The organism is Photobacterium sp. CCB-ST2H9 (assembly GCF_023151555.2).
In the GTDB taxonomy this organism is placed as follows: Bacteria; Pseudomonadota; Gammaproteobacteria; order Enterobacterales; family Vibrionaceae; genus Photobacterium.
Window position 1 is genome coordinate 518597 of the sequence record NZ_CP100426.1, and the last position, 21015, is coordinate 539611.

General features: G+C 44.3%; 25 protein-coding genes. 10 read left to right on the forward strand and 15 right to left on the reverse strand.

All coding sequences use genetic code 11. From position 1 onward, the window contains the following. Positions 1-428: 428 nt before the first annotated feature. On the forward strand, positions 429-1715 hold the full coding sequence (locus L4174_RS18890) for a hypothetical protein (RefSeq protein ID WP_248142368.1): 1287 nt from the start codon (positions 429-431) through the stop codon (positions 1713-1715). Between the two features lie 284 nt (positions 1716-1999). Beyond that, a complete protein-coding gene (locus L4174_RS18895) occupies positions 2000-2182 on the forward strand; it encodes a DUF3653 domain-containing protein (protein WP_248142367.1) in 183 nt (60 codons plus the stop codon). 126 nt (positions 2183-2308) lie between these two features. Here the strand turns inward: L4174_RS18895 and L4174_RS18900 are convergent, their stop codons facing one another. From L4174_RS18900 to L4174_RS18930, 7 genes are all read right to left on the reverse strand, one after another. After that, complete coding sequence (locus L4174_RS18900) at positions 2309-2617, reverse strand: hypothetical protein (RefSeq protein WP_248142366.1); 309 nt, start codon at positions 2615-2617, stop codon at positions 2309-2311. A gap of 166 nt (positions 2618-2783) precedes the next feature. Continuing rightward, the gene (locus tag L4174_RS18905; protein ID WP_248142365.1) at positions 2784-2927 is read right to left on the reverse strand and encodes a hypothetical protein; all 144 of its coding nucleotides are present in this window, start codon (positions 2925-2927) and stop codon (positions 2784-2786) included. A gap of 144 nt (positions 2928-3071) precedes the next feature. Continuing rightward, the gene (locus L4174_RS18910) at positions 3072-3545 is read right to left on the reverse strand and encodes a DUF3653 domain-containing protein (RefSeq protein WP_248142364.1); all 474 of its coding nucleotides are present in this window, start codon (positions 3543-3545) and stop codon (positions 3072-3074) included. A gap of 107 nt (positions 3546-3652) precedes the next feature. After that, the gene (locus L4174_RS18915; protein ID WP_248142363.1) at positions 3653-3862 is read right to left on the reverse strand and encodes a hypothetical protein; all 210 of its coding nucleotides are present in this window, start codon (positions 3860-3862) and stop codon (positions 3653-3655) included. Positions 3863-3998: 136 nt separating this feature from the next. Beyond that, positions 3999-5303, reverse strand: coding sequence for a Y-family DNA polymerase (locus tag L4174_RS18920; protein ID WP_248142362.1), 1305 nt, complete (start codon positions 5301-5303; stop codon positions 3999-4001). Beyond that, positions 5303-5689, reverse strand: a complete 387-nt coding sequence (locus L4174_RS18925) for a LexA family transcriptional regulator (protein ID WP_248142361.1) — start codon at positions 5687-5689, stop codon at positions 5303-5305. Before L4174_RS18925 ends, L4174_RS18920 begins: the two co-directional genes overlap by 1 nt. 125 nt (positions 5690-5814) lie before the next feature. Further along, positions 5815-6492 carry a 4'-phosphopantetheinyl transferase gene (locus tag L4174_RS18930; RefSeq protein ID WP_248142360.1) on the reverse strand — a complete coding sequence of 226 codons (678 nt, stop codon included), beginning with the start codon at positions 6490-6492 and terminating at the stop codon, positions 5815-5817. A gap of 332 nt (positions 6493-6824) precedes the next feature. Here L4174_RS18930 and L4174_RS18935 point away from each other — a divergent pair, with 332 nt between their 5' ends. Then, entirely contained in the window at positions 6825-7232 is a 408-nt protein-coding gene (locus tag L4174_RS18935; protein ID WP_248142359.1) for an SPOR domain-containing protein, read from the forward strand. Positions 7233-7282: 50 nt separating this feature from the next. Here L4174_RS18935 and L4174_RS18940 read toward each other — a convergent pair whose 3' ends face one another. Both L4174_RS18940 and L4174_RS18945 read right to left on the reverse strand, forming a co-directional pair. Then, on the reverse strand, positions 7283-8212 hold the full coding sequence (locus L4174_RS18940; protein WP_248142358.1) for an electron transfer flavoprotein subunit alpha/FixB family protein: 930 nt from the start codon (positions 8210-8212) through the stop codon (positions 7283-7285). Further along, positions 8209-8961 carry an electron transfer flavoprotein subunit beta/FixA family protein gene (locus L4174_RS18945; protein ID WP_248142357.1) on the reverse strand — a complete coding sequence of 251 codons (753 nt, stop codon included), beginning with the start codon at positions 8959-8961 and terminating at the stop codon, positions 8209-8211. The genes L4174_RS18940 and L4174_RS18945 overlap by 4 nt, the downstream gene beginning before the upstream one ends. 186 nt (positions 8962-9147) lie before the next feature. On the opposite strand from L4174_RS18945, the gene L4174_RS18950 reads away from it, so the two are divergent. Next, complete coding sequence (locus tag L4174_RS18950) at positions 9148-10791, forward strand: electron transfer flavoprotein-ubiquinone oxidoreductase (RefSeq protein WP_248142356.1); 1644 nt, start codon at positions 9148-9150, stop codon at positions 10789-10791. Here L4174_RS18950 and cutA read toward each other — a convergent pair whose 3' ends face one another. Then, entirely contained in the window at positions 10792-11124 is a 333-nt protein-coding gene (gene cutA, locus L4174_RS18955; protein ID WP_248142355.1) for a divalent-cation tolerance protein CutA, read from the reverse strand. Positions 11125-11137: 13 nt separating this feature from the next. Further along, the gene (locus L4174_RS18960) at positions 11138-11764 is read right to left on the reverse strand and encodes a LysE family translocator (protein ID WP_248142353.1); all 627 of its coding nucleotides are present in this window, start codon (positions 11762-11764) and stop codon (positions 11138-11140) included. Between the two features lie 378 nt (positions 11765-12142). Here L4174_RS18960 and rpoS point away from each other — a divergent pair, with 378 nt between their 5' ends. After that, the gene (gene rpoS / locus L4174_RS18965; RefSeq protein WP_248142351.1) at positions 12143-13018 is read left to right on the forward strand and encodes an RNA polymerase sigma factor RpoS; all 876 of its coding nucleotides are present in this window, start codon (positions 12143-12145) and stop codon (positions 13016-13018) included. 154 nt (positions 13019-13172) lie between these two features. Continuing rightward, a complete protein-coding gene (locus tag L4174_RS18970; protein ID WP_248142349.1) occupies positions 13173-13718 on the forward strand; it encodes a DUF1439 domain-containing protein in 546 nt (181 codons plus the stop codon). A gap of 125 nt (positions 13719-13843) precedes the next feature. Here the strand turns inward: L4174_RS18970 and chrA are convergent, their stop codons facing one another. Continuing rightward, on the reverse strand, positions 13844-15052 hold the full coding sequence (gene chrA / locus L4174_RS18975) for a chromate efflux transporter (RefSeq protein ID WP_248142347.1): 1209 nt from the start codon (positions 15050-15052) through the stop codon (positions 13844-13846). Positions 15053-15177: 125 nt separating this feature from the next. Between chrA and L4174_RS18980 the strand changes: the two genes are divergently transcribed. Beyond that, positions 15178-16089: a LysR family transcriptional regulator gene (locus L4174_RS18980; protein ID WP_248142345.1), complete on the forward strand. Its 912-nt coding sequence runs from the start codon at positions 15178-15180 to the stop codon at positions 16087-16089. A 131-nt stretch (positions 16090-16220) separates the two neighbouring features. Next, positions 16221-16724, forward strand: a complete 504-nt coding sequence (locus L4174_RS18985) for an OmpA family protein (protein ID WP_248142344.1) — start codon at positions 16221-16223, stop codon at positions 16722-16724. 21 nt (positions 16725-16745) lie between these two features. On the opposite strand, the gene L4174_RS18990 is transcribed toward L4174_RS18985, so the two are convergent. After that, positions 16746-17867: a 1-acyl-sn-glycerol-3-phosphate acyltransferase gene (locus tag L4174_RS18990; RefSeq protein WP_248142343.1), complete on the reverse strand. Its 1122-nt coding sequence runs from the start codon at positions 17865-17867 to the stop codon at positions 16746-16748. A gap of 192 nt (positions 17868-18059) precedes the next feature. Here L4174_RS18990 and L4174_RS18995 point away from each other — a divergent pair, with 192 nt between their 5' ends. Beyond that, positions 18060-18737 (forward strand): AraC family ligand binding domain-containing protein, encoded by a 678-nt coding sequence (locus L4174_RS18995; protein ID WP_248142342.1) that lies wholly within the window; start codon positions 18060-18062, stop codon positions 18735-18737. Positions 18738-18814: 77 nt separating this feature from the next. On the opposite strand, the gene L4174_RS19000 is transcribed toward L4174_RS18995, so the two are convergent. Next, positions 18815-19240: a hypothetical protein gene (locus tag L4174_RS19000; protein ID WP_248142341.1), complete on the reverse strand. Its 426-nt coding sequence runs from the start codon at positions 19238-19240 to the stop codon at positions 18815-18817. Between the two features lie 187 nt (positions 19241-19427). Continuing rightward, positions 19428-19958 (reverse strand): nicotinate-nicotinamide nucleotide adenylyltransferase, encoded by a 531-nt coding sequence (locus L4174_RS19005; RefSeq protein ID WP_248142339.1) that lies wholly within the window; start codon positions 19956-19958, stop codon positions 19428-19430. A gap of 182 nt (positions 19959-20140) precedes the next feature. Here L4174_RS19005 and nadE point away from each other — a divergent pair, with 182 nt between their 5' ends. Beyond that, positions 20141-20980, forward strand: a complete 840-nt coding sequence (nadE, locus tag L4174_RS19010) for an ammonia-dependent NAD(+) synthetase (protein WP_248142338.1) — start codon at positions 20141-20143, stop codon at positions 20978-20980. Positions 20981-21015 lie beyond the last annotated feature (35 nt).

Genomic DNA, 21015 nt, shown 5'->3' on the forward strand with positions numbered 1-21015 from the left:
CTCAATACGGCCCCCTCAGCCAACTGGCCGAAGCCCGCGCCCTTGCGCGGTACTCCCATCGATCATCGCTCAAAACTCCTCATCCTGTCAGGCCAGAGCGCAGCGATCTCTTGCCCGGAAATCTGCGTGTTTCTCTGCGGTCGAAAACTGTGTTGCTGGAGCCGAAACGCTCCCCCCGTCTAGTAATACGGGGGGAAAGTCTACGTCGGGCACTGCATTGTCAGCGCGGTGCGATGCTACGGCCTGGCTGTCAGCTAGGATATAGTGAATTTGACATTAATCAGGCTTTAATTAAGTTATTCGATAAAAATGAAGAGTTTCAATATATACGCAGAGCGGGTATACCATATGTTTGCAATATATCTATAAATTAGGTTAATAAAGCGCTATGCTAGTATTTCTTTTTGAATTTAAATGGTTGCATGTGCATGGCAAAATCAAAGTGGAAAGATCCATTAGCAGCGAAGGAATTGATTCAGCGTCTATCTGAACTTAAATTTAATGTAGGTGATTCGCATGGTTTGGTTAGGATGCAACAAAATTTCAATTCTGCATTTAACAATACTAATTTTGACCTGTATGAACTGTTGTTAAAAGAGCAATACAGGTTTAGTGAAGATATTCCTGAATTCAAAAGAGATATCTTTGTAAGTGAAGCAATTTTCCAAGCTGCTGATAAGGATATGTTGAATGCTGGTTATGTAGCTGAACAGATACGTAAGCAGCAAGAAAAATATTTACTTCAACCTGTGCAAAGCTACACTTTGATCACAAAAATATCTCTGGCAGGAATCAAGTCAAAAGTTAAGGTTAAAACTCCTCGTTCAAGTATAGTTATATCCAAATATTTCCCTAATATTTTTAAAAATCATTATGACTTTGATTTTATAAATAAATCTTGTGTAGATTTGAATGAGTTAAATTATTCTTGGGTGACAGTTACGGTTAGTTCACGTTGTGAAAACTCTGCCGTATCTAAATCTCTATCTGAATTAAGTTTCTATTTAGGAGTGATTAATCTTTTCTATAATTATGGTCATGATAGAAAATCGTATGGGATGAGGTTTGAGCCTGTTAATAAGTTACGTCGTTTTAAATACCACATGATCCACTTTTCAAGCGGTGAACAGGCGTCAAATTTGTGCTGGTATGAGTCAAATTTTGCCGACTATGCAAAATCATTACACTATGAGCGTGATAATTTTCAAGATGCAAACAGAAAGTATCGTAAATTACTTAAGTCTATTGAATCTATAAATAGATATTCTTATTTTCGTACGGTGTTCAATCGATACGTTGAGGCTCTTGAATCTACTGATATGAACAAGTCATTTAGAAGCCTTTGGTCTTTACTAGAGACTCTAACTTTTACACAAAAAGATAATTATAATGTTACAATACATCGAACGGTAGCTCTATTTAAAGATAGGTTCTTAATGAAACAAAAGTTAGAGCTTTTGCGTGAACGTCGTAATATGGCAATTCATAGTCAAACTGATTTCTCTGATGCTGAGCAAATAACTTATATGCTCATGCGTATTATAAACGCTTACATTTTTGCTATAATCAATGTTATGAAGGTTGCAAGTTCAGAAAATCAGATTAAAGCAGTTCTCGATTTACCTTATGATACTCAAAAACTCAATGATTTAGAGTCAACGACTCAATCTAGTCTTGAGAATATTACTATTTTTAAGAAGCTAATTGGGGATTGAATCAGTCAATTATTAACTAAATCAAATATTTTTAACCCTTCTGATTTAATAAATATTAAAGTTAGAAGTTTTATTGCCGAAACATGCGAATGAGTATTGGTTTTTTATAAGCCCCATTAAAATGGGGCTGCTTTTTACCTATGAGTTGAAATTTTCCTAAGCTGCCTTGCGGCTTTTATTATCTTTGCCTTAGTTTTGCGGTCATTTTCAGCATCTATCTCCATCAAAGCACTTCCGGTGATGATACTCGGTGGCGTGGTTTTCGTGTCGATGAGGAAAATGCGGTGATTATCACCCCTGAAGGCCGACGCTTTAGCCCTAAAGAATTGGATTCATGGGCTTTGAGGTATGACACCTATCATGCCCTGAATCGTATGTATGAGCTTGATTATGTCCTTGTGAGGACAAATGTTGTGACACCATTACCGTTTAGAGGTGGTCGCAGAATTAAAACAAGCCCATGGTGATACTGTCACTAAAGATAAAAAAAAGAACACTAGGCAGATGAGAAACCATCACAAAAAATCGTAATCGATTCACTAACTAGACCAGATAATAAGTCAAAGAGCAGGAAAGTCCTGCTCTTTTGTGTTTTATAGTGTTTCATCTACTGAATGAACTTTACTGCGATTCTTCGCTTTATTGAGACATTCTCCATAAAGACTGAGTACTTCGTGTTTTAATGGCCGAGAAAAATTCGCATCTAATTCAATAATTTCCATCATTAAATCAAGTGCAACTTCAGCTACACCACTTGTGTTTTTTACTACTTGATGGCATTCATCATAAAGCTCTAAAATTCCGTCTTTTTTACGAGTTATGTTATTGTCCACATTCATGATTATCTTCATCAAATTGTATGAAACTCTCGCCTCAGAAGATAGTTGTTCTAACTTATCCATATATTCCTCCTTATAAGAACAATAAATACTAGCAGAAGAATATATATTAATTGTGATCAGGTAGGCACACTGGTTATTCATTTCACTTTCACGACTTTCCCTCCTTTTTTGTATCTGTATCCTTTTTTCAATCTGCCTGTTCTTGAATTAATACCTTTTGCCATGTTTACCCCTTAATTTTCTTAATCACCAGAGCGGCGACCACAACCACAAACCCAGTCATGATCATAGCGCGTTCTGATACGTCGATTTTGATGGTGACGGGTTCCGGTGTATTCACCGTCCCCCCGAAATTGGTTGGAATACTCATAGGGACTGTGTCCGTATTTCCAACACAGTGATACGCCGTTCAATCTTCCACAACAGGGCCAGTAAAACGCCTGCTGTGGGACTCAGGCCCATCGCTGTAAGTGTTTTGAATAGCTCTATCACTTCCAGAAACTGGGGCTTATTTTTACCTATGGATTGGTATTTTTCTTAGTTGTCGTGCTGCTTTGATTATCTTGGCCTTCGTCCGACGGTCACTCTCAGCATCTATCTCCATCAAAGCATTTCCAGTGATGATCCGTTCAGGTGTCATGCTCCATCCACCGGGGGTGATGAGCTTATCACGAATGAATCGCCAGCCTCGCCATGCATCATCTATCGTTTCAAGATCACATCCACTGTACATTTTCATGAGTCGCCTACACTCTGGCGGTATCTCTTGACCTGCGTCCCAACGCGTGATGGTTCTCACAGATTTGAAACATAATTTCGCAGTCTCTGCTCTGCTCAATCCGCACTTAAATTTTCTAAAAATGTAGTTATCTGAAATTTTTCTGGTCATGGTGTCACTTACTGCAATACTCTCTTGGTGAGCAGTTGCATAGTAACGCCTGTTCATATTAGGGTTTACTAAAAAAACTTGCTTAGGCTTGTTTAACATAACGTGACCATAATGCGTACTCAGTTGTTTATTTTATAGATAAGACTCAGCCCACATTGAATTTACATCATGGTTCATAAAAGCCCGTCACACGGGCTTTTATGCGATCAGCTGTTGTGGCAAGGATTACAACAATAATAACAGCCATCAACATTTGAATAGATATGACTTGCTTCTGAAACCGCCTCGGCACAATTATCAAACACGCCGAGGTATGTTCTGTTTTCCAGCTTTGGTAAATGAGAGCAACCATCTTGATGGACTTCATGCTCACCAGAGTTTTGCGCATGATCGTTCACATAGTAATTTTTCATCATTTGCTTCCTTTGACTCGGGTTGGATTGTACTGATGATTTTTCGTTGCAATACAAATAAGAAGCTATGTTAACGGTTCAGGAACTGACAAATTTCATGGCTTGATTTGTTGAGTTTGATCACTCTTGTTAAAACAACTCAGCACTTAGCCACTTGCAATTCATCCAGTCGCGTTGTCCATCGATTAGATCGAAAAGCTTGTCTCATGTGCCAGTTACTGGTTGCAATCACAGAGGCTGGTTTTAAACCGTTTCTGTAACGGGTATTCAGGTTGTCCGTAATATTCATTAAGTCCCGGCGTTTGGCTTCTTCAAGCGCATCGCCATTGAACATATCTAATTGAAGTTTGTTTTGGCTGACCGGACTCAGCTCGTCCAGCATCACGCCAATTTTCTGGTATGCATAGCCCGGCCGATACATTTGTGAAAGCTGCGCTTGAGCTGCAGTAATCAGTTTTTGTGTATCCTGAGTCGGACATATAAGTGGCAAAGCGCTGCTTTTATTATGTTGCGGTAGTTGTTTATAGCGGTTCGTTCGGATGTAAATACCGACAATTGATGCCTGACTCCCCTGTTTTCTCAGCTTTTCGCCGGCACGGTGACAGTGAAATGCCAGCGCAGACTGTAATTCCTGCAAGTCAGTGATACCGACGCCAAAACTCCGTGTCGACATGATCTGTTTTTTTACTTCGTCGATATCGCCGGGATCAATGCAGCTCACTCCCTGTAGCTCCATCACTGTTCGGGCTAACCCGACATTCCATAAACGACGCATTGCAGTTACATCCTGAACCGCCAGTTGCCAGGCTGTACTAACCCCAGCCGTTCTCAGGCGAGTTGCCAGTCTCGCACCAATGCCCCAGATATCCTGTACGTCTGTCTTTTCAAGTAACCAGCGCCGTTGTTGATCGGTTTGAATATGAATCACACTATTGACTCGTTTTTCGTAATGCTTTGCAGCGGAATTTGCGAGTTTCGCGAGTGTCGGAGATGTGCCGATCCCGACACGAACAGGCAGCCCGAGACGTTGCTTGATGGTTTCAACGATATTCTTTCCATATTGAGAAAGTGTTTCAGGTGGTAATCCGTCGAGCCGGATGAAGGCTTCATCAATGGAATATTGTTCAACTTGCGGAGAAAATTCTGCCAGTTCATCAATAAAACGCCTGCTCATATCAGCGTAAAGGCAATAATTTGAGCTGCGTACTTCCACACCAAGACGTTTGGCTTCACGTTCAATTTTGTACCACACTGCCCCACGTTTGATCCCTGCGGCTTTGGCCAGTTCATTGATTGCCACACAACACCCATCATTGTTGGACAGAACAACAACGGGTTTATTGGCAAGTTTCGGATCAAAGATTTGTTCACAGGAGGTATAAAAGTTTTTGGCATCAACCAGAGCCCAAATCTGACCTGTGTTACCTGGTTTCATTGATTCCATCACCGCTCCAGCAGGTTATGTATATTTCGGGTAACAACCCCAAATATTTCAGAGTCTTCCGGCATAGGAAAAGGCGCCATATTGGGATTCTCGGCTTTCAGCCACCAGGTGTTATTTTTCCGAATCAGCCGCTTGCAGGTGAACTCATCATAGATACGTGCAATCACAATCCGCCCGGGTAAGACCGCTTCTGCACGGTCAACAACCAGCAGATCGCCATCATAAATACCGGCACCTGTCATTGAATCGCCAGCCGCTTTGAGTACAAAGGTGGCATTCGGGTGGCGCACGAGATAATCCATCAGCTCCAGCGATTCTTCATGTCCTTCTGCCGGAGAAGGAAATCCGCACCGGACTGATTCAATATAAAAAGGGAATACAGCCATGGTTACCCTCTCAACGATACTGTATATACAGACAGTATAATGGTAACCCGGCATCAGGAATAGTCAAAAAATGTGAGAAGCAGTTGAGAAAGAGAGAACAGACCGATTCAGGTAAATATGATGATTTAAATCAGTAAGGTCACCACATTGTTGTCCAGAATGCGAAACTGAACATCATAACGTGGTCGAAAAGTCACAGAATTAAGACGACGTATCATTCGTAAGCTGAGCGTTTGCGTCTCTGAGTTGAAAGCGACGATCTCTGAATCAAGGAATTCCAGATACTGACGTACCTCCGGGTAAATGGCTTTAAACAGGCTCTCTTTGGCTGAGAAAACCAAAGTAAACAATGTCGACCAAGGGAGTTCTTGTTGTTTCAGCAAAGTGCACTCAGCATCATTCAGCAGCATTGACTGCAGCTGTTCGCATTGTTCTTCCGGAATGATAACTTCCATATCCAGTCCGACCTGAACGTTTTTCTGTTGCCACTTGGCCAGAGCGATTGCAGCTTTGCCTGTGTGAGAAATGGCGCCAATCACACCTTCCGGCCATACCGGTGCACGATGCTCTCCGATCGGAATCTGGCACGCATCATGCTGAATGGCACACAATGCATCCCGAGCGACAATCCGGCCCGCTAAAAATTCTGCCTGACGTTTGGCAACCGAACGTTTGATGCTATCCGGCATCATGATGTTCTGAGCCGTAAACTCAGCCTCAAGAAAGTATGTGCTGTCGTACTCCCTCAGAATTACTTGTTCGGTTCCAATATTAAGAATTTCGGCCGGAGCAATAAATCGCATGAATTTATCCTTTGAATACAGTCTCTTATGTATGACACATCTTGCCAGCCTCTGTGCTGGATTACCACATCCCAGACATTTAAATCATTCAATACGTTCAATCAGGCAATACATTTCAAGCCCTGTACATAAATACAGTGGCGTGTTAGCTTTCAGCCTGATGAATCACTGGGAATTTCATTTCAAATCAGGACCTTCGAATAGCAATTGGCGCAAATTGTTTTAAAAAACATCAAATCCGTCGCTAATTTAGGGATTTATCCGATTTGCTGTTTATCTTCCCGCTAGACTGGCCGCCTGTTGGAGACAGGGACTGGAATTGGAGAATTAGAATGCGAAAAATCATGATGATTTTAGCGCTGTCTGTGCTGAGTGGTTGTGCCTTGCAGCCCGGCCCGCAGTATCAAACCGGGCAGTGTGTGGGGAAAATGACAACTGAAGAAGCCTACGGGCATTTGGATCCAAACCGATATACCATTCAGGTACTCGCTTTAAGTGAAGAACGTGATATTCGCGGTTACTTACGTGAAATTCCGGGTCAGGATCCTATCTGGGTGAACTGGAAACATAGCCTTGGTAAAAGCTGGTATGCCGTCATTTACGGTGATTTTGCAACCAAGCAGGAAGCGAAGCAGCGTATTCAGATGCTGTCTCCTCGTATCTTAGCGCAAGGACCTTTTGTTCGGAGTTTTGCTGAGGTGCAGAACGATAAGCAAACTGAAGTCTTCCGGATGCGATAAAAAGAATGCGCTCAGTCTAGCTGAGCGCATTTTCTGTTCAGTTTCGTGCTTCAGAGTGAATCAATCAGCTCTGGCAGAATTTCAAATAAATCTCCCACCAAGCCGTAGTCGGCAACTTCGAAAATCGGCGCCTCAGGATCCTTGTTGATCGCGACGATCACTTTTGCATCTTTCATACCGGCTAAGTGCTGAATTGCTCCCGATATCCCGACTGCAATATATAGCTCAGGCGCAACGATTTTACCTGTCTGACCAACTTGTAAATCATTGGATACAAACCCTGCATCGACAGCTGCACGGGATGCTCCGACTGCACCACCAAGTTTGTCTGCTAATTGTTCAATTAACGCAAAGTGCGCTTTATCTCCCAATCCTCGCCCACCGGATACCACCACCCGGGCTACAGGTAACTCCGGACGATCACTTTCTGTTACTTCACAGGAGATATATGCCGACAAAGATGTTTCAATCGCTTTATCCAGCGGAGTGATTGTGGAGCGCACGCCTGCCTCAGGTGCAGCCTCAAAAGAAGACGTTCTGATTGTCATCAGAATTTTACTGTCTGTTGATTTCACTCTCGCCAGCGCATTCCCGGCGTACACGGGACGGATAACGGTATCTGCAGATTCAATACTGATCACATCAGCAAACATCCCAACGCTTAGTAATCCTGCGACCCTTGGCAATACATTTTTCCCGGTCGTTGTTGCCGCCATCAGGATATGAGAATAATCACCAGAAAGTTCAGCGATCAACGCGGACATGTTTTCAGCCAACCAGTGTTCATAGACCGGATGATCAACGAGTAACACTTCACTTACACCATCGATACCAGCAACAGTTTCTGCAACCGAACCACACTGATGACCGGCGACCAGCACTTTGCACTCTGCATAAATGGCCTGGCTCGCCTGAATCACTTTTGCTGTCTCAGGAGCCAGCACCTGGTTATTGTGTTCAGCAACAATAAGTACACTCATGAGATCACCTTGGCTTCATTTTTTAGTTTGTCGACGAGCTCTGCAACTGAGCTGACTTTCTCTCCGCCTTTTCGGGCAGCAGGTGTCATGACTTCTAAAACTTCATGATACTGTGACAGCGTCACACCAAGTGTTTCTAAAGAAATCACCTCAAGCGGTTTCTGTTTCGCTTTCATAATATTCGGCAACGAGGCATAGCGAGGTTCATTGAGACGGAGATCTGTGCTGATGACAGCTGGCAAGTTCAGCTTCACGGTCTCAAGACCTCCATCAACTTCCCTTGTCACGTTCACCTGACGATCCGTGACTTCAATTTGAGAGGCAAAAGTCCCTTGTGGCAAATTTGCGATGGCTGCCAGCATTTGGGCGACCTGATTATTGTCGGAATCAATCGACTGTTTACCCAAAATCACCAGATCTGGTGATTCATTTTTCATGACGGCGTGGATAATACCGGCAACATTCAGTGGCTCAATCTGGGCTGGCGCCTCAATATGAATTGCCCGGTCTGCTCCTAACGCCAGTGCAGCACGTAACTGTTCCTGACAGACAGTTTCACCGGCCGACATCACAATCACTTCAGTGGCAATACTCGCCTCTTTCAGCCGAACTGCTTCTTCAACCGCAATTTCGCAAAATGGGTTCATCGCCATTTTTACGTTATTTTGTTCAACGCCAGAACCATCAGATTTCACTCGAATCTTCACGTAAGGGTCTATTACCCTTTTTATTGCAACCAATACTTTCACAAGCTGCTCCTTTGCAAATCAATAAGATAGAAAAAGAAACACGGCCTGCTGCTTATTCGCCCAACAACTTAAACAGGCTTATCAGCCGATGAGGTGTGTTTCATAAAGTGTGGTTCGGGTTTACGTTTACGTCAACTGGACTACAGTTAGTCTTAGACAAATGGGATTGGAGTAATAGGATTGGGCATGGAAAGGGAAAGTATGGCATTCGATGTGGTGATCGTTGGTGCCGGGCCGGCAGGACTAACCGCAGCGTGCAAGCTGATGCAGCTTGCGAATGAACACGGGCGAGAATTATCTGTTTGTGTGATCGAAAAAGGAGCAGAAGTTGGATCTCATATCATCTCAGGTGCGTTGTTTGAACCCCGGGCTCTGGATGAACTCTTCCCGGACTGGTCTGAACGAGACGCACCACTCGATACACAGGTAAAGGATGATCAGGTTTATTGGCTCACAAATCAGTATAACCAGCTCAGAATGCCTTCACTCCTCATTCCATCTCCGCTGCATAATGAAGGTAACTATATCATTAGTTTAGGAGAGCTCTGCCGTTGGCTCGCCCAACAAGCGGAGGAACTCGGTGTTGCAATCTTTCCGGGCTTTGCAGCGGCGGAGTTACATCTGAATGATTCCGGCGCCGTCGCGGGCATCATCACCACAGATATGGGGCGTGATAAGCAAGGGGCTGAAAAACAAGGTTTTCAGCCTGGAATTATTCTGGAGGCGAAATACACAATATTTGCTGAAGGTTCCCGCGGTCATCTGGGTAAACAATTAATTCAACGTTTTGCCTTAGATGAGGGAAAGCAGCCACAACATTTTGCCATTGGTTTTAAAGAGCTCTGGCAAATTCCGTCAAAACAGCATCAGTCGGGACTTGTGGTGCATTCAACAGGCTGGCCGCTCAGTACGACCGGGACCTCAGGCGGCGGTTTTATGTATCACCTAGGTGACAATCTTGTTTCTGTCGGCCTCGTTACTGATCTCAATTACAGCCACCCTTATCTCAGTCCATTTGATGAGTTTCAGCAAATGAAACATCATCCTTTGTTTGCTGGTTATTTAGAAGGCGGCGAGCGCATTTCTTATGGTGCCAGGGCAATCACCAAAGGTGGTTACTTGTCACTGCCCAAGCAAAGTTTTCCGGGGGGATTACTGATTGGGTGTGATGCCGGCACACTGAATGGCGCGAAAATTAAAGGGTCACATACGGCAATGAAATCCGGCCTGTTGGCTGCAGAAGCGACTTTTACTGAGCTTATGTCAGACAACATGCACACTGCGCCTGACTATCAGACGTTGTTTGAAGCTTCCTGGCTGAAAGAAGAGCTTTATCAGGCGAAGAATTTCAGTGCCGGTATTCATCGTTTCGGTCCGTTACTTGGCGGTGCACTGGCGGCGCTTGAGTTTAATGTGATGAAAAAGCCGCTGTGGTCAGTTCAGGACAATAAACCCGATCATGAAACGCTGAAAACAATCCAACAGGTGAAGCCGCTGATCTACCCTAAACCTGACGGTAAACTGAGTTTTGATCGCACTTCTTCAGTTTTTTTATCGACCATCAAACACGAAGAAAACCAGCCGTGTCATTTACGGTTGGCTGATCAGAACATTCCGATTGAAACGCATTTATCGCTCTATGATGAGCCGAGTCAGCGTTACTGCCCGGCTGGAGTCTATGAAGTTGTTGAGAAAGCGGGTAAGCCAGTCTTCCAGATTAATGCCGGAAATTGTATCCACTGTAAAACCTGCGATATTAAAGACCCATCGCAAAATATTCAGTGGACTCCGCCTGAGGGAGGCAGCGGTCCAAACTATCGTTCTATGTGATTAACGAGATAAGGACTGGGTTTCTTCCCGAATCCAGTTCAGATAAGTACGATATCCGTCTCTTATAGGTAAACAGATAATTTCTGGCGTCTCATAATTATGATTCGCCAGAATATCCGCTTCTACTGCCTGATAAAGAGCGGTTGTCGTTTTAATGATCACTAGTTTTTCTTGATCCGACTGGATTTGTCCCTTCCAGTGGTAGTAACTATCAATAGACTGAACCTGCACACAAGCAGCCAGCTTTTGGTTCAGCAGAGAGTGGATGAGCTTCTCACCCACGCTTTCATCTGAGAATGTGGTCATAACGACACAAAACGTTTCATTTGACACCGGTACTCTCCATTTATCGTTGAGTCATCGCGATCTTGGCACTCAGGGCGACCAGTAATCCGCCGGAAACACCTTCGATGGCTTTCGCATAACCTGTCATTTTCGGGTTACCAAATACAAAATTACCCAGCATGGCATACATCAGATTAATGACTGTGGCTAATACACTGAATACAACACCCAAAACCAGCAACTGTGTGGTGACATCACCCGCTGCGACATCAACGAACTGCGGCAAGAAAGAGAGGAAAAACAGCGCGACTTTTGGGTTTAGAACACTGACGATGACACCCTGCTTGAAAACGTTTGATGTGTTTTCTAATGTTGATGAGTCAATGAGCTGACTTTTTCCCTTGATGCAGTTTCTGATTGATGAAATACCCAAGTAAAGAAGATAAGCGGCACCTAAATATTTCACGATACTGAATAAAAGAGCTGAATTCAGTATCAGCGCGGACAAACCCAGGACTGCCGCCATCGTATGTCCTAAATAGCCGACACCTAAACCCAGTGCTGCCTGAATGCCAGATCGCATTTTTCCGCGCATTGTATTGGATACAATATAAATAACATCAGGCCCCGGCACTAAGTTAAGGCTTATTGATGCTAATGAAAATAATAACAATGTTTGCAATTCCATTTGTCCCTCACAACTGTTCAGACTATTGTTTGATAAACAAGTGTTTCATTTGTAATGGTGCATGACCTCAAAATTAAATGGTCAAATTATTTTAAATATCTGAACTATAAAGCATCATTTGCTATAAAAAATCAACCTCAAAGTAGCTCATGCCGAATGTTGGATGATACATAAAAAATTCGAACCTCAAAAAATATTCCATATAAGAACAAAGGTGTGACTTTTCTGCCCCCCTAATAACAAATAAATATACCTTTCAGGCAACTTTGTGCTTTCTGTGAATAGCTTGTGAACCGTCTGTGTGTTAGTGTTTTATGGTACTGCAATAAAAACACCAAAATTAGTAAGCTTGCTCTAACCTTGTAGAGGGGACCAGATATGGATGTCAATACACAGGAATTAAGTAGCTTTGATACCGATGTGATTCATTTGTATTTGCAGGAGATTTCTCACAAATCTTTATTATCTAAAGAAGAGGAGATTCATTACAGCCGAAAGAGTTTAGCGGGTGACCCACAGGCCAAATCAGTCATGATTGAAAGTAACCTGCGTTTGGTTGTCAGCATTGCAAAAAAATATCGTGGCAGCACCATGCAATTGAGCGATTTAATTGATGAAGGAAATATCGGTTTGATTACCGCAGTAGAAAAGTTTGATCCGGAAAGAGGGTTCCGTTTCTCAACTTATGCGACGTGGTGGATTAAACAGACAATTGAACGAGCAATTCACAATCAAGCCAGAACAATTCGCCTGCCTGTGCATGTTTCAAAAGAAATTAACACCATATTGCGAACGCACAAGCAGTTGATGAAAAACAGCAATCAAGAGCCGACACACGAACAGGTTGCTGAAAAAATGCAAAAAACTGTTGAAGAAATTTCGGAAGTGCTGTCTTACGACACTCCTGTCGTTTCTATCGATCAATCTTTATCGGACGACAGCAATTCCAATTCGATCGCATCTTTTATAGCTGACACCAACATTACATCGCCAGATACCTCTCTTGATCAATCTGATATTCATGCACTGGCAGTTACCATGCTGAAAACGCTGAATGAAAGAGACAGAGAGATTCTGTGTCGCCGTTTTGGGTTACTTGGTTATGAAGCACAAACCCTTCAGGAGGTCGCTGAAGAAGTCGGGCTCACACGAGAACGAATTCGTCAGCTGCAAGTCAGTTCTCTGAACAAGCTGAAGAATGCACTTCAGCGCGAAAATTACAGCCTTGAAGTGTTGTTTTCTGAAACCGCTTAAGATTGTATCTGTCTGAAGTAAAAGCCTGACCATCTGTCAGGCTTTTTTAATTGGTCATTTTTAACACGATGCTGACATGCTAACTGCTTGGCAGGCTTTAGTATCTTCACCATAATTGGGGTTATCCCTTTCACAGCGAAGCAGTATTGAGATCATGATTTTTAGAAAACTGTGTTTTATCACATCTGTCATCTTTTTGACGTCATGCGCCAGTTACAGCATTACGGAACAAGATGTTCAGGGCTATCTGGATAAGCAAGCAAAAGTAGAGCAAAAAGTTAATGTGGGCAGCTTTGTCCAGGCACATGTCCTTTTCAACGATATCAAAGTGGGGATTGGCCGTGCCGCATCGGATCGCATCAACCTTGAAGCCAAATCTAAAGCAGATATCAGTATCAAAGGTCAGCCTCAGCAAAAAGTCGCAATCAATGTTAACTTTAGTGCAATCCCCTACTACGACAAAAGCGAAGGCGCAGTCTATCTGAACAATCTGAAGGTTGAATCGCTGGATATCTCACCAAATACTTTAGGGCCGTTTGCCAGCAGTCAGGTGCTTTCACCATTGATTGAGATTGTTGGGCAATATCTGCTTAAAATCCCAGTTTATAAGCTTCAGGAAGAAGATTTTAAACAATCACTTTTGAAGACCGCTCGTCCGGAGCTGAAAATCAAAAATCACGCTTTAATCATTCAGATCTGAGTAGATTTAGCTGAAAGAGGTCTTTGAAACAATTCTGTTCTCAGGACTTCTTTCTTTTTTTTTTCATTTTACAAAGTTATAGTGCGTCAAAGTGGAAAGCAACGCACCTTGCGCTGCTGATATTCCTACGACATTGCACTGACAAACACAGACCCAATCAGTAATAAAGCCAATAGCCAAACCGGCATATTACGAAACTTCAGTAAATAAAAGCCGCTGCAAACTACAATCACATCCCAGAGACTGTTGATTGATGTTGAGAGCACGGGGTCAATCCAGGCACCAATTAAGAGCCCGACAACAGCAGCAGTAATCGTTTTGATGGAGAGCTGTAACCGCTGATGCTGTAAAAGCCGTTGCCAGGCCGGAAGAAATGCAAACAATAACAGGCTACCCGGCAAAAAAATGGCAATTGTGGCCAGCACACTTCCCCATAATGGCGTTTCAGGCATTGACGCAGCACCAAGAAAACTAGCCATGGTAAACATGGGTCCGGGCACGAGCTGTGCCGAAGCATAAGCGCTGATAAAGGTATCTGCATCAATCCAATGCTGAACCAAAGGTTCGAGTAACGGCAGTACTACATGCCCGCCACCAAAGACAAAACTCCCCGCCTGATAAAAGCTATTGAAGATATCCCAGGCTTTGGCATACCCACTCAGCAATGGTAACCCGATGAGCATCACAACAAACATCATCAGCGGGAGCCAGTTCAGCCTCATCATTTCATTTTCTGCATGCTGAACCATCCGCTTCACGGGCGTTTTGAACGAAAGTACATAACCCAGACACGCAGCAATCAGAATCGGCAATAATTGACCACTTAATCCTGAAGAAAAAAAGACACTGACTGCAGTGCAGACAGTAATGACAAACATCAGCACATTCGTCAGATTTTTCCTGACCATCCCCAGCAAAGCATCTGCAACCACAATCACGGCCAGGAGTTTTGCTACCTGAATGACGTGATATACCCATGCCGCCTGCGTGTTTTGACTGTCAAGAATTGCAAGAACGGTCAGCAAAATAGCGGATGGCAATGTAAACCCAAGGAATGCCGCAACAGCGCCCCAGTAGCCGGCCTTTCTGAACCCGATAAACATGCCAAGCTGACTGCTCGCTGGTCCGGGTAAAAATTGGCATAAAGCCGTCGCCTGAGAAAAGTCACTATCATTCAGCCACTGTTTCTGCTGAACAAATGTTCGTTGAAAGTAACCCATATGGGCTGCAGGCCCGCCAAAACTACCCAGGCCTAAAACCAGGAAAGACCAAAACACCTGCAAAACGGGTTCTAGTGATGAATTGCACTTTTTAATCACTGAATCTCTGATCATAGCTACCGAAATACACCTTGATTGTTTACACTAGAAAACAATGTAAAGCGCGATACACGCCCTTTACCGTAAAAATGACAATTCTATGTCTGATGTATGTATGAAATATTTCAGGTAATTCCTTCATGCTGGAAAATTTGCAACAAATGGTGATCCTGGCTTCAGTCAGTCATGAGCAGAACTTTACCCGGGCCGCAGAACATCTGGGTATTTCCAAATCCCAGGTCAGTAAACAGATTCGCTTTCTGGAAGAAAGATTAGGTTGTCAGCTGGTTCAACGCAGCACACGCACCGTTGCACTGACTGACATCGGCCTACAATATGCTGAATTTGGGCAACAACTTCTGGATACAGTCAAAGAAGCCGAAGCCATGGTGGCAGGATACCGGAATGAAATAAAAGGTGTGTTGCGTATCGGTGTCGCGCAGTCATTCGGAAACACCAATATCACCCCTGCGATGGTGGCTTTCCAGCGTGAAAATCCGGAGCTTGAACTGGAGATCAGTCTCTTCGATCACCGCCCCAACCTGCTCGAGGAAGGTTTTGATTGCTGGCTGGCAATACACGAACATCCTCCTGAAGGCATGGTTGCGAAAAAGCTGGTTGACTGTGAATTTATGGTTGTCGCCTCTCCTGACTATATTGCCCGGTACGGTCAACCCACCTCACCGGCTGATCTCAGGAAACATAACTGTATTACCTATGAAAGCCGTGAGCGAAAATATGTTCAGTGGGAGTTCGCCAGAGAAGGCGTGAAAGAGTCAGTTCGCGTTACCGGCAGTTACCGAATCAACAATGCGCCCGCTGTTTTGGAAGCAACCAAAGCCGGCGCCGGCATTGCTTATCTGGCCACTTACCTCATTCATGATGAACTGAAAACACAGCAGCTGGTTCAGCTGTTACCTGAATGGAAACCCGAGTTGGCATTACCCATGTATGCGGTTTACCCCAGACATAAGTATCTTGCACCTAAGGTGCGTGCATTTATTGACTTTATGGCTGAGTGGATGAACACCCATCCATTTCAGCCAGGCTGACACCGAAAAATTTCGTCTTAGAACTGCAGTTGAGGAACCGGGCGGACTGTTCTACACCTATAAGAAGTTCAGACAGGTGCCCGGTCATGTTACTTAACTTCAGACACATTTCAGGAAACTCTCCATATTTCATGATGTTATCCGCAGTCCTCTTTTTTTCGGGTTGCGCAACACAGGAAGAAAAGACTCCCGCTGTCACCACTTCAGCCCCCTCAGCAGAAGTTCAAACGACAGAACCACCGCCGGCCCCAAAAGTCATTCTGACGGAAATCCCGGAAGTTCGGGAAACTGTCTACTTTGACCCTGGCAGTTTTGAATTATCACAACAGGAACAGTTGAAAATTGACCCGATTGCTGTTCGTCTCAGACGACACCCGGACAGCAATGTGATTGTGATTGGACACAGTTCTGAAAGCGATAATGAAGAAGATAATATGGCCCTGTCTTACGAACGAGCCTTCAGTGTCGCAATCTATATTGCTTCAGTGTATGGCATTGAAGAAGAACGAATCCAGGTGGTTGCACAAGGACAAGGTGACCCGGTCACTTCTGGTTCGAACAGCCGGGTCGAATTGATCTCACCAGAGACTGTGGTCAGAACTTTAGAAACATCCACGGATGACAAAGGGTTCTGAACCACACTCCTGTGATATATATCAGTCAGATGAGCACTGATTTTTCTTGCGCGCCGGAAAGGCATACATTTGCTTCATAATCTCGGCAACACTGTCGGGTTGTGCGGCCAGCTTTGCTGCAAATTTCGCTTTTTCATCTTCAGTGACTGATGCATCATCCATATCAGCTGCAATCAGATTTGCAGGGAAAAGATGATAGATGTTGGTGATCTGACGGTCAATTTCATCCGCCAATGTTTCCGGTGATTCAAAAGGTTCTGTAATGACATCACCAAAGCTGACATGTACCCGACGCTTTTCACCAACAATCCCCTGCACAATGCTTTCGATGTCTTCGAACTCACCTTTCTCATAAGTACCGGTGGTACGCTTCGCATCCAGCTCTACCGCTTTGGCCAGGTCACACGGGTCGTTTTCATAAGAAATCGCAACAGGCACAATGTGCAGCTGAGACATAAATTCCGCAAACGACTGCTTACGCTTGCGGCCTTCCATATAGAACATCTTCAGCAACGCAGGATCTGTCTTATCATTGCCATCCTTTGCACGCCCTTCTTTTTGAGCAATCCAGATGGAGTGACCCGTTTCAATCGAGTGGGTAATGTAGTCTGACAACAATCCCAGAGCTTTCATCATCTCACGCGGCGCTTTTGCCGAGCGTTTGACAATGAAACTTTTATTCAGGCGCATCAACTCAGTTGCACAAGGCTTTTTCAGCAGATTATCACCAATGGCAATACGAACCGTATTCATCCCGTTATGGTACAGGCACCAGTTCACCATGGCCGGGTCCATCGCAATGTCTCGATGGTTAGAAATAAAAAGATAGGCTTTATTCGGATCAAGCTTATCCAGACCAGAATGAGTGACACCGTCACAAGAGTGTTCAATAGTCGCAGCCATATACTTCGCCACTTGCAACTGCACGTCTTCAACAGACTTCACGCTGGACCACTTACGAACAAGAAAACGCTTGATCAACGGACGTAACAGCCAGCCGAACACACCGGAAAGCTGCCGGAAACGGTAATTCAGGATAGCATTGATGAATTCATCGTCATTGATTAAACGCTGAATCGCCCCACTGACTTCTGCATCATTGTAAGGACGGATGTCTTGATAAATATCGTTCTCTGTTTGCACTATTTTGCTTCGTCTAGTTTAAAACCGCGCTATTCTACGCAGATTTGTTGATTTACCCAATGATCGGCCACAAACACTCTAATGGTTGGAGGTCTGACCAATCAATCATTTTCTTTTCCGGCAAAGTTATCTGATCTTGACCCTTCGGATAAAACCGAACACTATGTGCGGGCTTTAATTCAGAGGAACACCATGAACCAGGCTATTGAATACTCTCAGGTTGAACAGGCATTTCTCCATGTCGGTTCCCGCAGGAAAAACATCACCGCATACCTTATTGTCGTCCGTCAGGGCATTGCTCTTGTCCGTCTTGGTAAACATGAGTACACATTGACCGCAGGGACAGGCTTTTGGGTTCCGTTTGAATGCCTGCACGCACTCACGGTTTTGCCTGGATGTCACTATGACAAAGTTCAATTCTCTGCCAGATTGCACCAGCCACTCTGCGGACAAGCCGGCTTTATCAGTCTCAGTCCGCTTCTGCTGGCGTTGCTGGATGAACTCCGCCGCGCACATGTTTCTCCTCAGAGCAATGATAGCCCTGAAAATCGTTTATTAGCGGTTATTGCAGATCAGGCTGCTCTGTTCAAGCCGACCACCGAGCGACTGTGCCCGGCTTTGCCAGCAAAACTGCAATCTGTCCTCAGCGAGCTGCTTGAGGGACAAACCACAGCGTCCTCAGAGCAATTAGCTTCTATCGAAACGATACTTGGCATCAGTACCAGTGAACTGACAGCTTGCTTACTTATTCGGGAAGCACAGAAACTTTCTCGCTCAGGCAGAAAAGCCGAACAGATCGCTCAAGATCTGAAGTGCCAATTAGACCATCTTCAGACGCTAGCCCAAACCCTGACAGGCCGGGAATTCTGAAATTTTTGCTCAATATCGCGCTAAAAAAAGACCCGGTTGCCTGTTTCAGACAACCGGGTCTTTATTCTCTGTCAGTTTTACTGAATAGGAATCTCGATCTGAAGCATCACACCATCCTTTTCGTCTTCATGCCACATGTAGTCCAGACGATATTTGGTGGACTGACTGTCACTTGAACCCAGCCCTACGCTCATCAATACACCATGTTTCCTGACCCATTCTTTCGCGTCTTCAAAGGTCAGGATATCCAGATCCTCATACTTTTTTGGCAGCCACAAACCCACCCCGTAAAAAGTTGAAGATGTATTTTCTTTGATCAGCGGCTCGCCTGATTGCGATTGCCAGTTATCCCAGAAAGAGCTTTCTTTTACATCATGTTCTGCGTTCCAGTGAACACTGCTTTTACCTGTCGCAGACTGTTGCGTTGACGTCGCAGCGCCTTGTCCTGCATCCAGTGGTTGTACACAGGTCGACAAATAGGCGCCTCGCTCGTCTTCTGACATCGACTTCAGCTGATTTTGACTATAAAAATGACAAGGCAAAGCATTTGCTGAAAACGAAAATGACCACAACCCAATATGCAAAAGAGCGAAGTGAAATTTTCGAATATAAGCACTCACAAATGACCCTTAATGATAGTTGCCATACCCATGAACCAGAGGCGACCTAAACACTGCGATTGTTTTATTTTCAGCCAGAATTCTGAGCATAATATTGCTCTTGTGCGATTATTCTAACGACACCGGGCGTCGTTAAATGTGAAATTGACCCATTTTTGACAATATTATCACGAATAGTCGTACTTCTGATTGGAACCGTTTCCGGGCAAGCCAATATCTGCCATTTCATCAGAATATCATTCGCCCTGTAAAACTTTGAAAAATTGAGGAAATTATCAGGACCAACGACAAAGGTCAGTTCTGAATCCGGATATTTTGCCTGTAATGATTCAAGCACATCGTAAGTCGTTACGACCTGATCATTTTTTGCAATTTCTTCTTCAATACGACAAAGAGACAAATTAGGCAGCTCTAAGTCAGCAATAAAAGCATCAATGAGTTTGCAACGGGATTCATATTTTAGCATGACTTTTCCCCAGGCATGAGAATAACTGGGTAATAATAAAACCAAATCAAAATGCGATAATCGTTCCAGAACAGATTTGTGTCCCAGACTTGGTGGATTAAACGCGCTGCCAAACACAGCGATTTTATTTGTCATGCATCTATCGCCTCACTACCGCGCAGAATAATATGAAAAATACCATTTTCTTTATCATTCAGCATTGATCCAACTACAGAGTTATCGCATGATTTTATAAAAGGTTTAATACAATTTTACGCTGAAGCCACGATTCGGTGTCAAATGCCCAGAAAATGGCCAAAGTGAAGAGGATTCAAGTCATGGAACAACTGATCCGCGCAGAAATGCAGGTTCTCCCAATCATTAATGCGGAGTTTGAAGTTCAGCGCCGCGTTGCCTTCATCCAGAAGAAACTGAAGCAAGCAAACTGCAAATCCCTGGTACTGGGAATCAGCGGCGGTGTTGACTCCACAACTTGTGGGCGCCTTGCGCAACTTGCGGTAAACGGACTGAATCAAGAAGCGCAGTCTTCAGATTATCAGTTTATTGCCGTACGCCTGCCTTATGGTGAACAACATGATGAAGATGAAGCGCAGCTGGCACTTCAGTTTATCCAACCCTCGCATTCAGTCTCAGTCAATATCAAAAACGGTGTTGATGGCACACATGCCGCTACACTGGATGCTCTGGCCCATACAGATCTGATTCCTCAGGATGAAGGCAAAGTCGACTTCGTCAAAGGGAATGTCAAAGCACGTACCCGCATGATTGCGCAGTATGAAATTGCCGGCCTTGTTGGCGGCCTGGTACTGGGAACTGACCATTCTGCTGAAAACATTACGGGTTTTTACACCAAATGGGGTGATGGCGCATGTGACCTTGCCCCCCTCTTTGGCTTAAGTAAACGTCAGGTTCGCCAGATTGCAGATTATCTGGGCGCACCACACGAACTCGTGCACAAAGTTCCGACGGCAGATTTAGAATGTCTGACGCCGCAGAAAGCCGACGAAGATGCACTCCAGCTGAGCTATGACGAAATTGATGATTTCCTCGAAGGAAAAGCAGTCAGCAATTCGGTCAAAGAAAAATTAACCGGTATTTATCGCGCAACCCAGCATAAGCGACAGCCCATTCCGACGATCTACGACGACGCAGAATAACGGCAACTCTCAAACATTCAAAAAGGGGGCTTTGC

Bases quoted from the DNA above. Each gene is read 5' to 3' on its own strand.
- L4174_RS18890 (WP_248142368.1), top strand. From the start codon at position 429: ATGGCAAAATCAAAGTGGAAAGATCCATTAGCAGCGAAGGAATTGATT.
- L4174_RS18900 (WP_248142366.1), bottom strand. From the start codon at position 2,617: ATGGATAAGTTAGAACAACTATCTTCTGAGGCGAGAGTTTCATACAAT.
- L4174_RS18905 (WP_248142365.1), bottom strand. From the start codon at position 2,927: ATGAGTATTCCAACCAATTTCGGGGGGACGGTGAATACACCGGAACCC.
- L4174_RS18910 (WP_248142364.1), bottom strand. From the start codon at position 3,545: ATGTTAAACAAGCCTAAGCAAGTTTTTTTAGTAAACCCTAATATGAAC.
- L4174_RS18915 (WP_248142363.1), bottom strand. From the start codon at position 3,862: ATGATGAAAAATTACTATGTGAACGATCATGCGCAAAACTCTGGTGAG.
- L4174_RS18920 (WP_248142362.1), bottom strand. From the start codon at position 5,303: ATGGAATCAATGAAACCAGGTAACACAGGTCAGATTTGGGCTCTGGTT.
- L4174_RS18925 (WP_248142361.1), bottom strand. From the start codon at position 5,689: ATGGCTGTATTCCCTTTTTATATTGAATCAGTCCGGTGCGGATTTCCT.
- L4174_RS18930 (WP_248142360.1), bottom strand. From the start codon at position 6,492: ATGCGATTTATTGCTCCGGCCGAAATTCTTAATATTGGAACCGAACAA.
- L4174_RS18935 (WP_248142359.1), top strand. From the start codon at position 6,825: ATGCGAAAAATCATGATGATTTTAGCGCTGTCTGTGCTGAGTGGTTGT.
- L4174_RS18940 (WP_248142358.1), bottom strand. From the start codon at position 8,212: ATGAGTGTACTTATTGTTGCTGAACACAATAACCAGGTGCTGGCTCCT.
- L4174_RS18950 (WP_248142356.1), top strand. From the start codon at position 9,148: ATGGAAAGGGAAAGTATGGCATTCGATGTGGTGATCGTTGGTGCCGGG.
- L4174_RS18960 (WP_248142353.1), bottom strand. From the start codon at position 11,764: ATGGAATTGCAAACATTGTTATTATTTTCATTAGCATCAATAAGCCTT.
- rpoS (WP_248142351.1), top strand. From the start codon at position 12,143: ATGGATGTCAATACACAGGAATTAAGTAGCTTTGATACCGATGTGATT.
- L4174_RS18970 (WP_248142349.1), top strand. From the start codon at position 13,173: ATGATTTTTAGAAAACTGTGTTTTATCACATCTGTCATCTTTTTGACG.
- chrA (WP_248142347.1), bottom strand. From the start codon at position 15,052: ATGATCAGAGATTCAGTGATTAAAAAGTGCAATTCATCACTAGAACCC.
- L4174_RS18980 (WP_248142345.1), top strand. From the start codon at position 15,178: ATGCTGGAAAATTTGCAACAAATGGTGATCCTGGCTTCAGTCAGTCAT.
- L4174_RS18985 (WP_248142344.1), top strand. From the start codon at position 16,221: ATGATGTTATCCGCAGTCCTCTTTTTTTCGGGTTGCGCAACACAGGAA.
- L4174_RS18995 (WP_248142342.1), top strand. From the start codon at position 18,060: ATGAACCAGGCTATTGAATACTCTCAGGTTGAACAGGCATTTCTCCAT.
- L4174_RS19000 (WP_248142341.1), bottom strand. From the start codon at position 19,240: ATGTCAGAAGACGAGCGAGGCGCCTATTTGTCGACCTGTGTACAACCA.
- L4174_RS19005 (WP_248142339.1), bottom strand. From the start codon at position 19,958: ATGACAAATAAAATCGCTGTGTTTGGCAGCGCGTTTAATCCACCAAGT.
- nadE (WP_248142338.1), top strand. From the start codon at position 20,141: ATGGAACAACTGATCCGCGCAGAAATGCAGGTTCTCCCAATCATTAAT.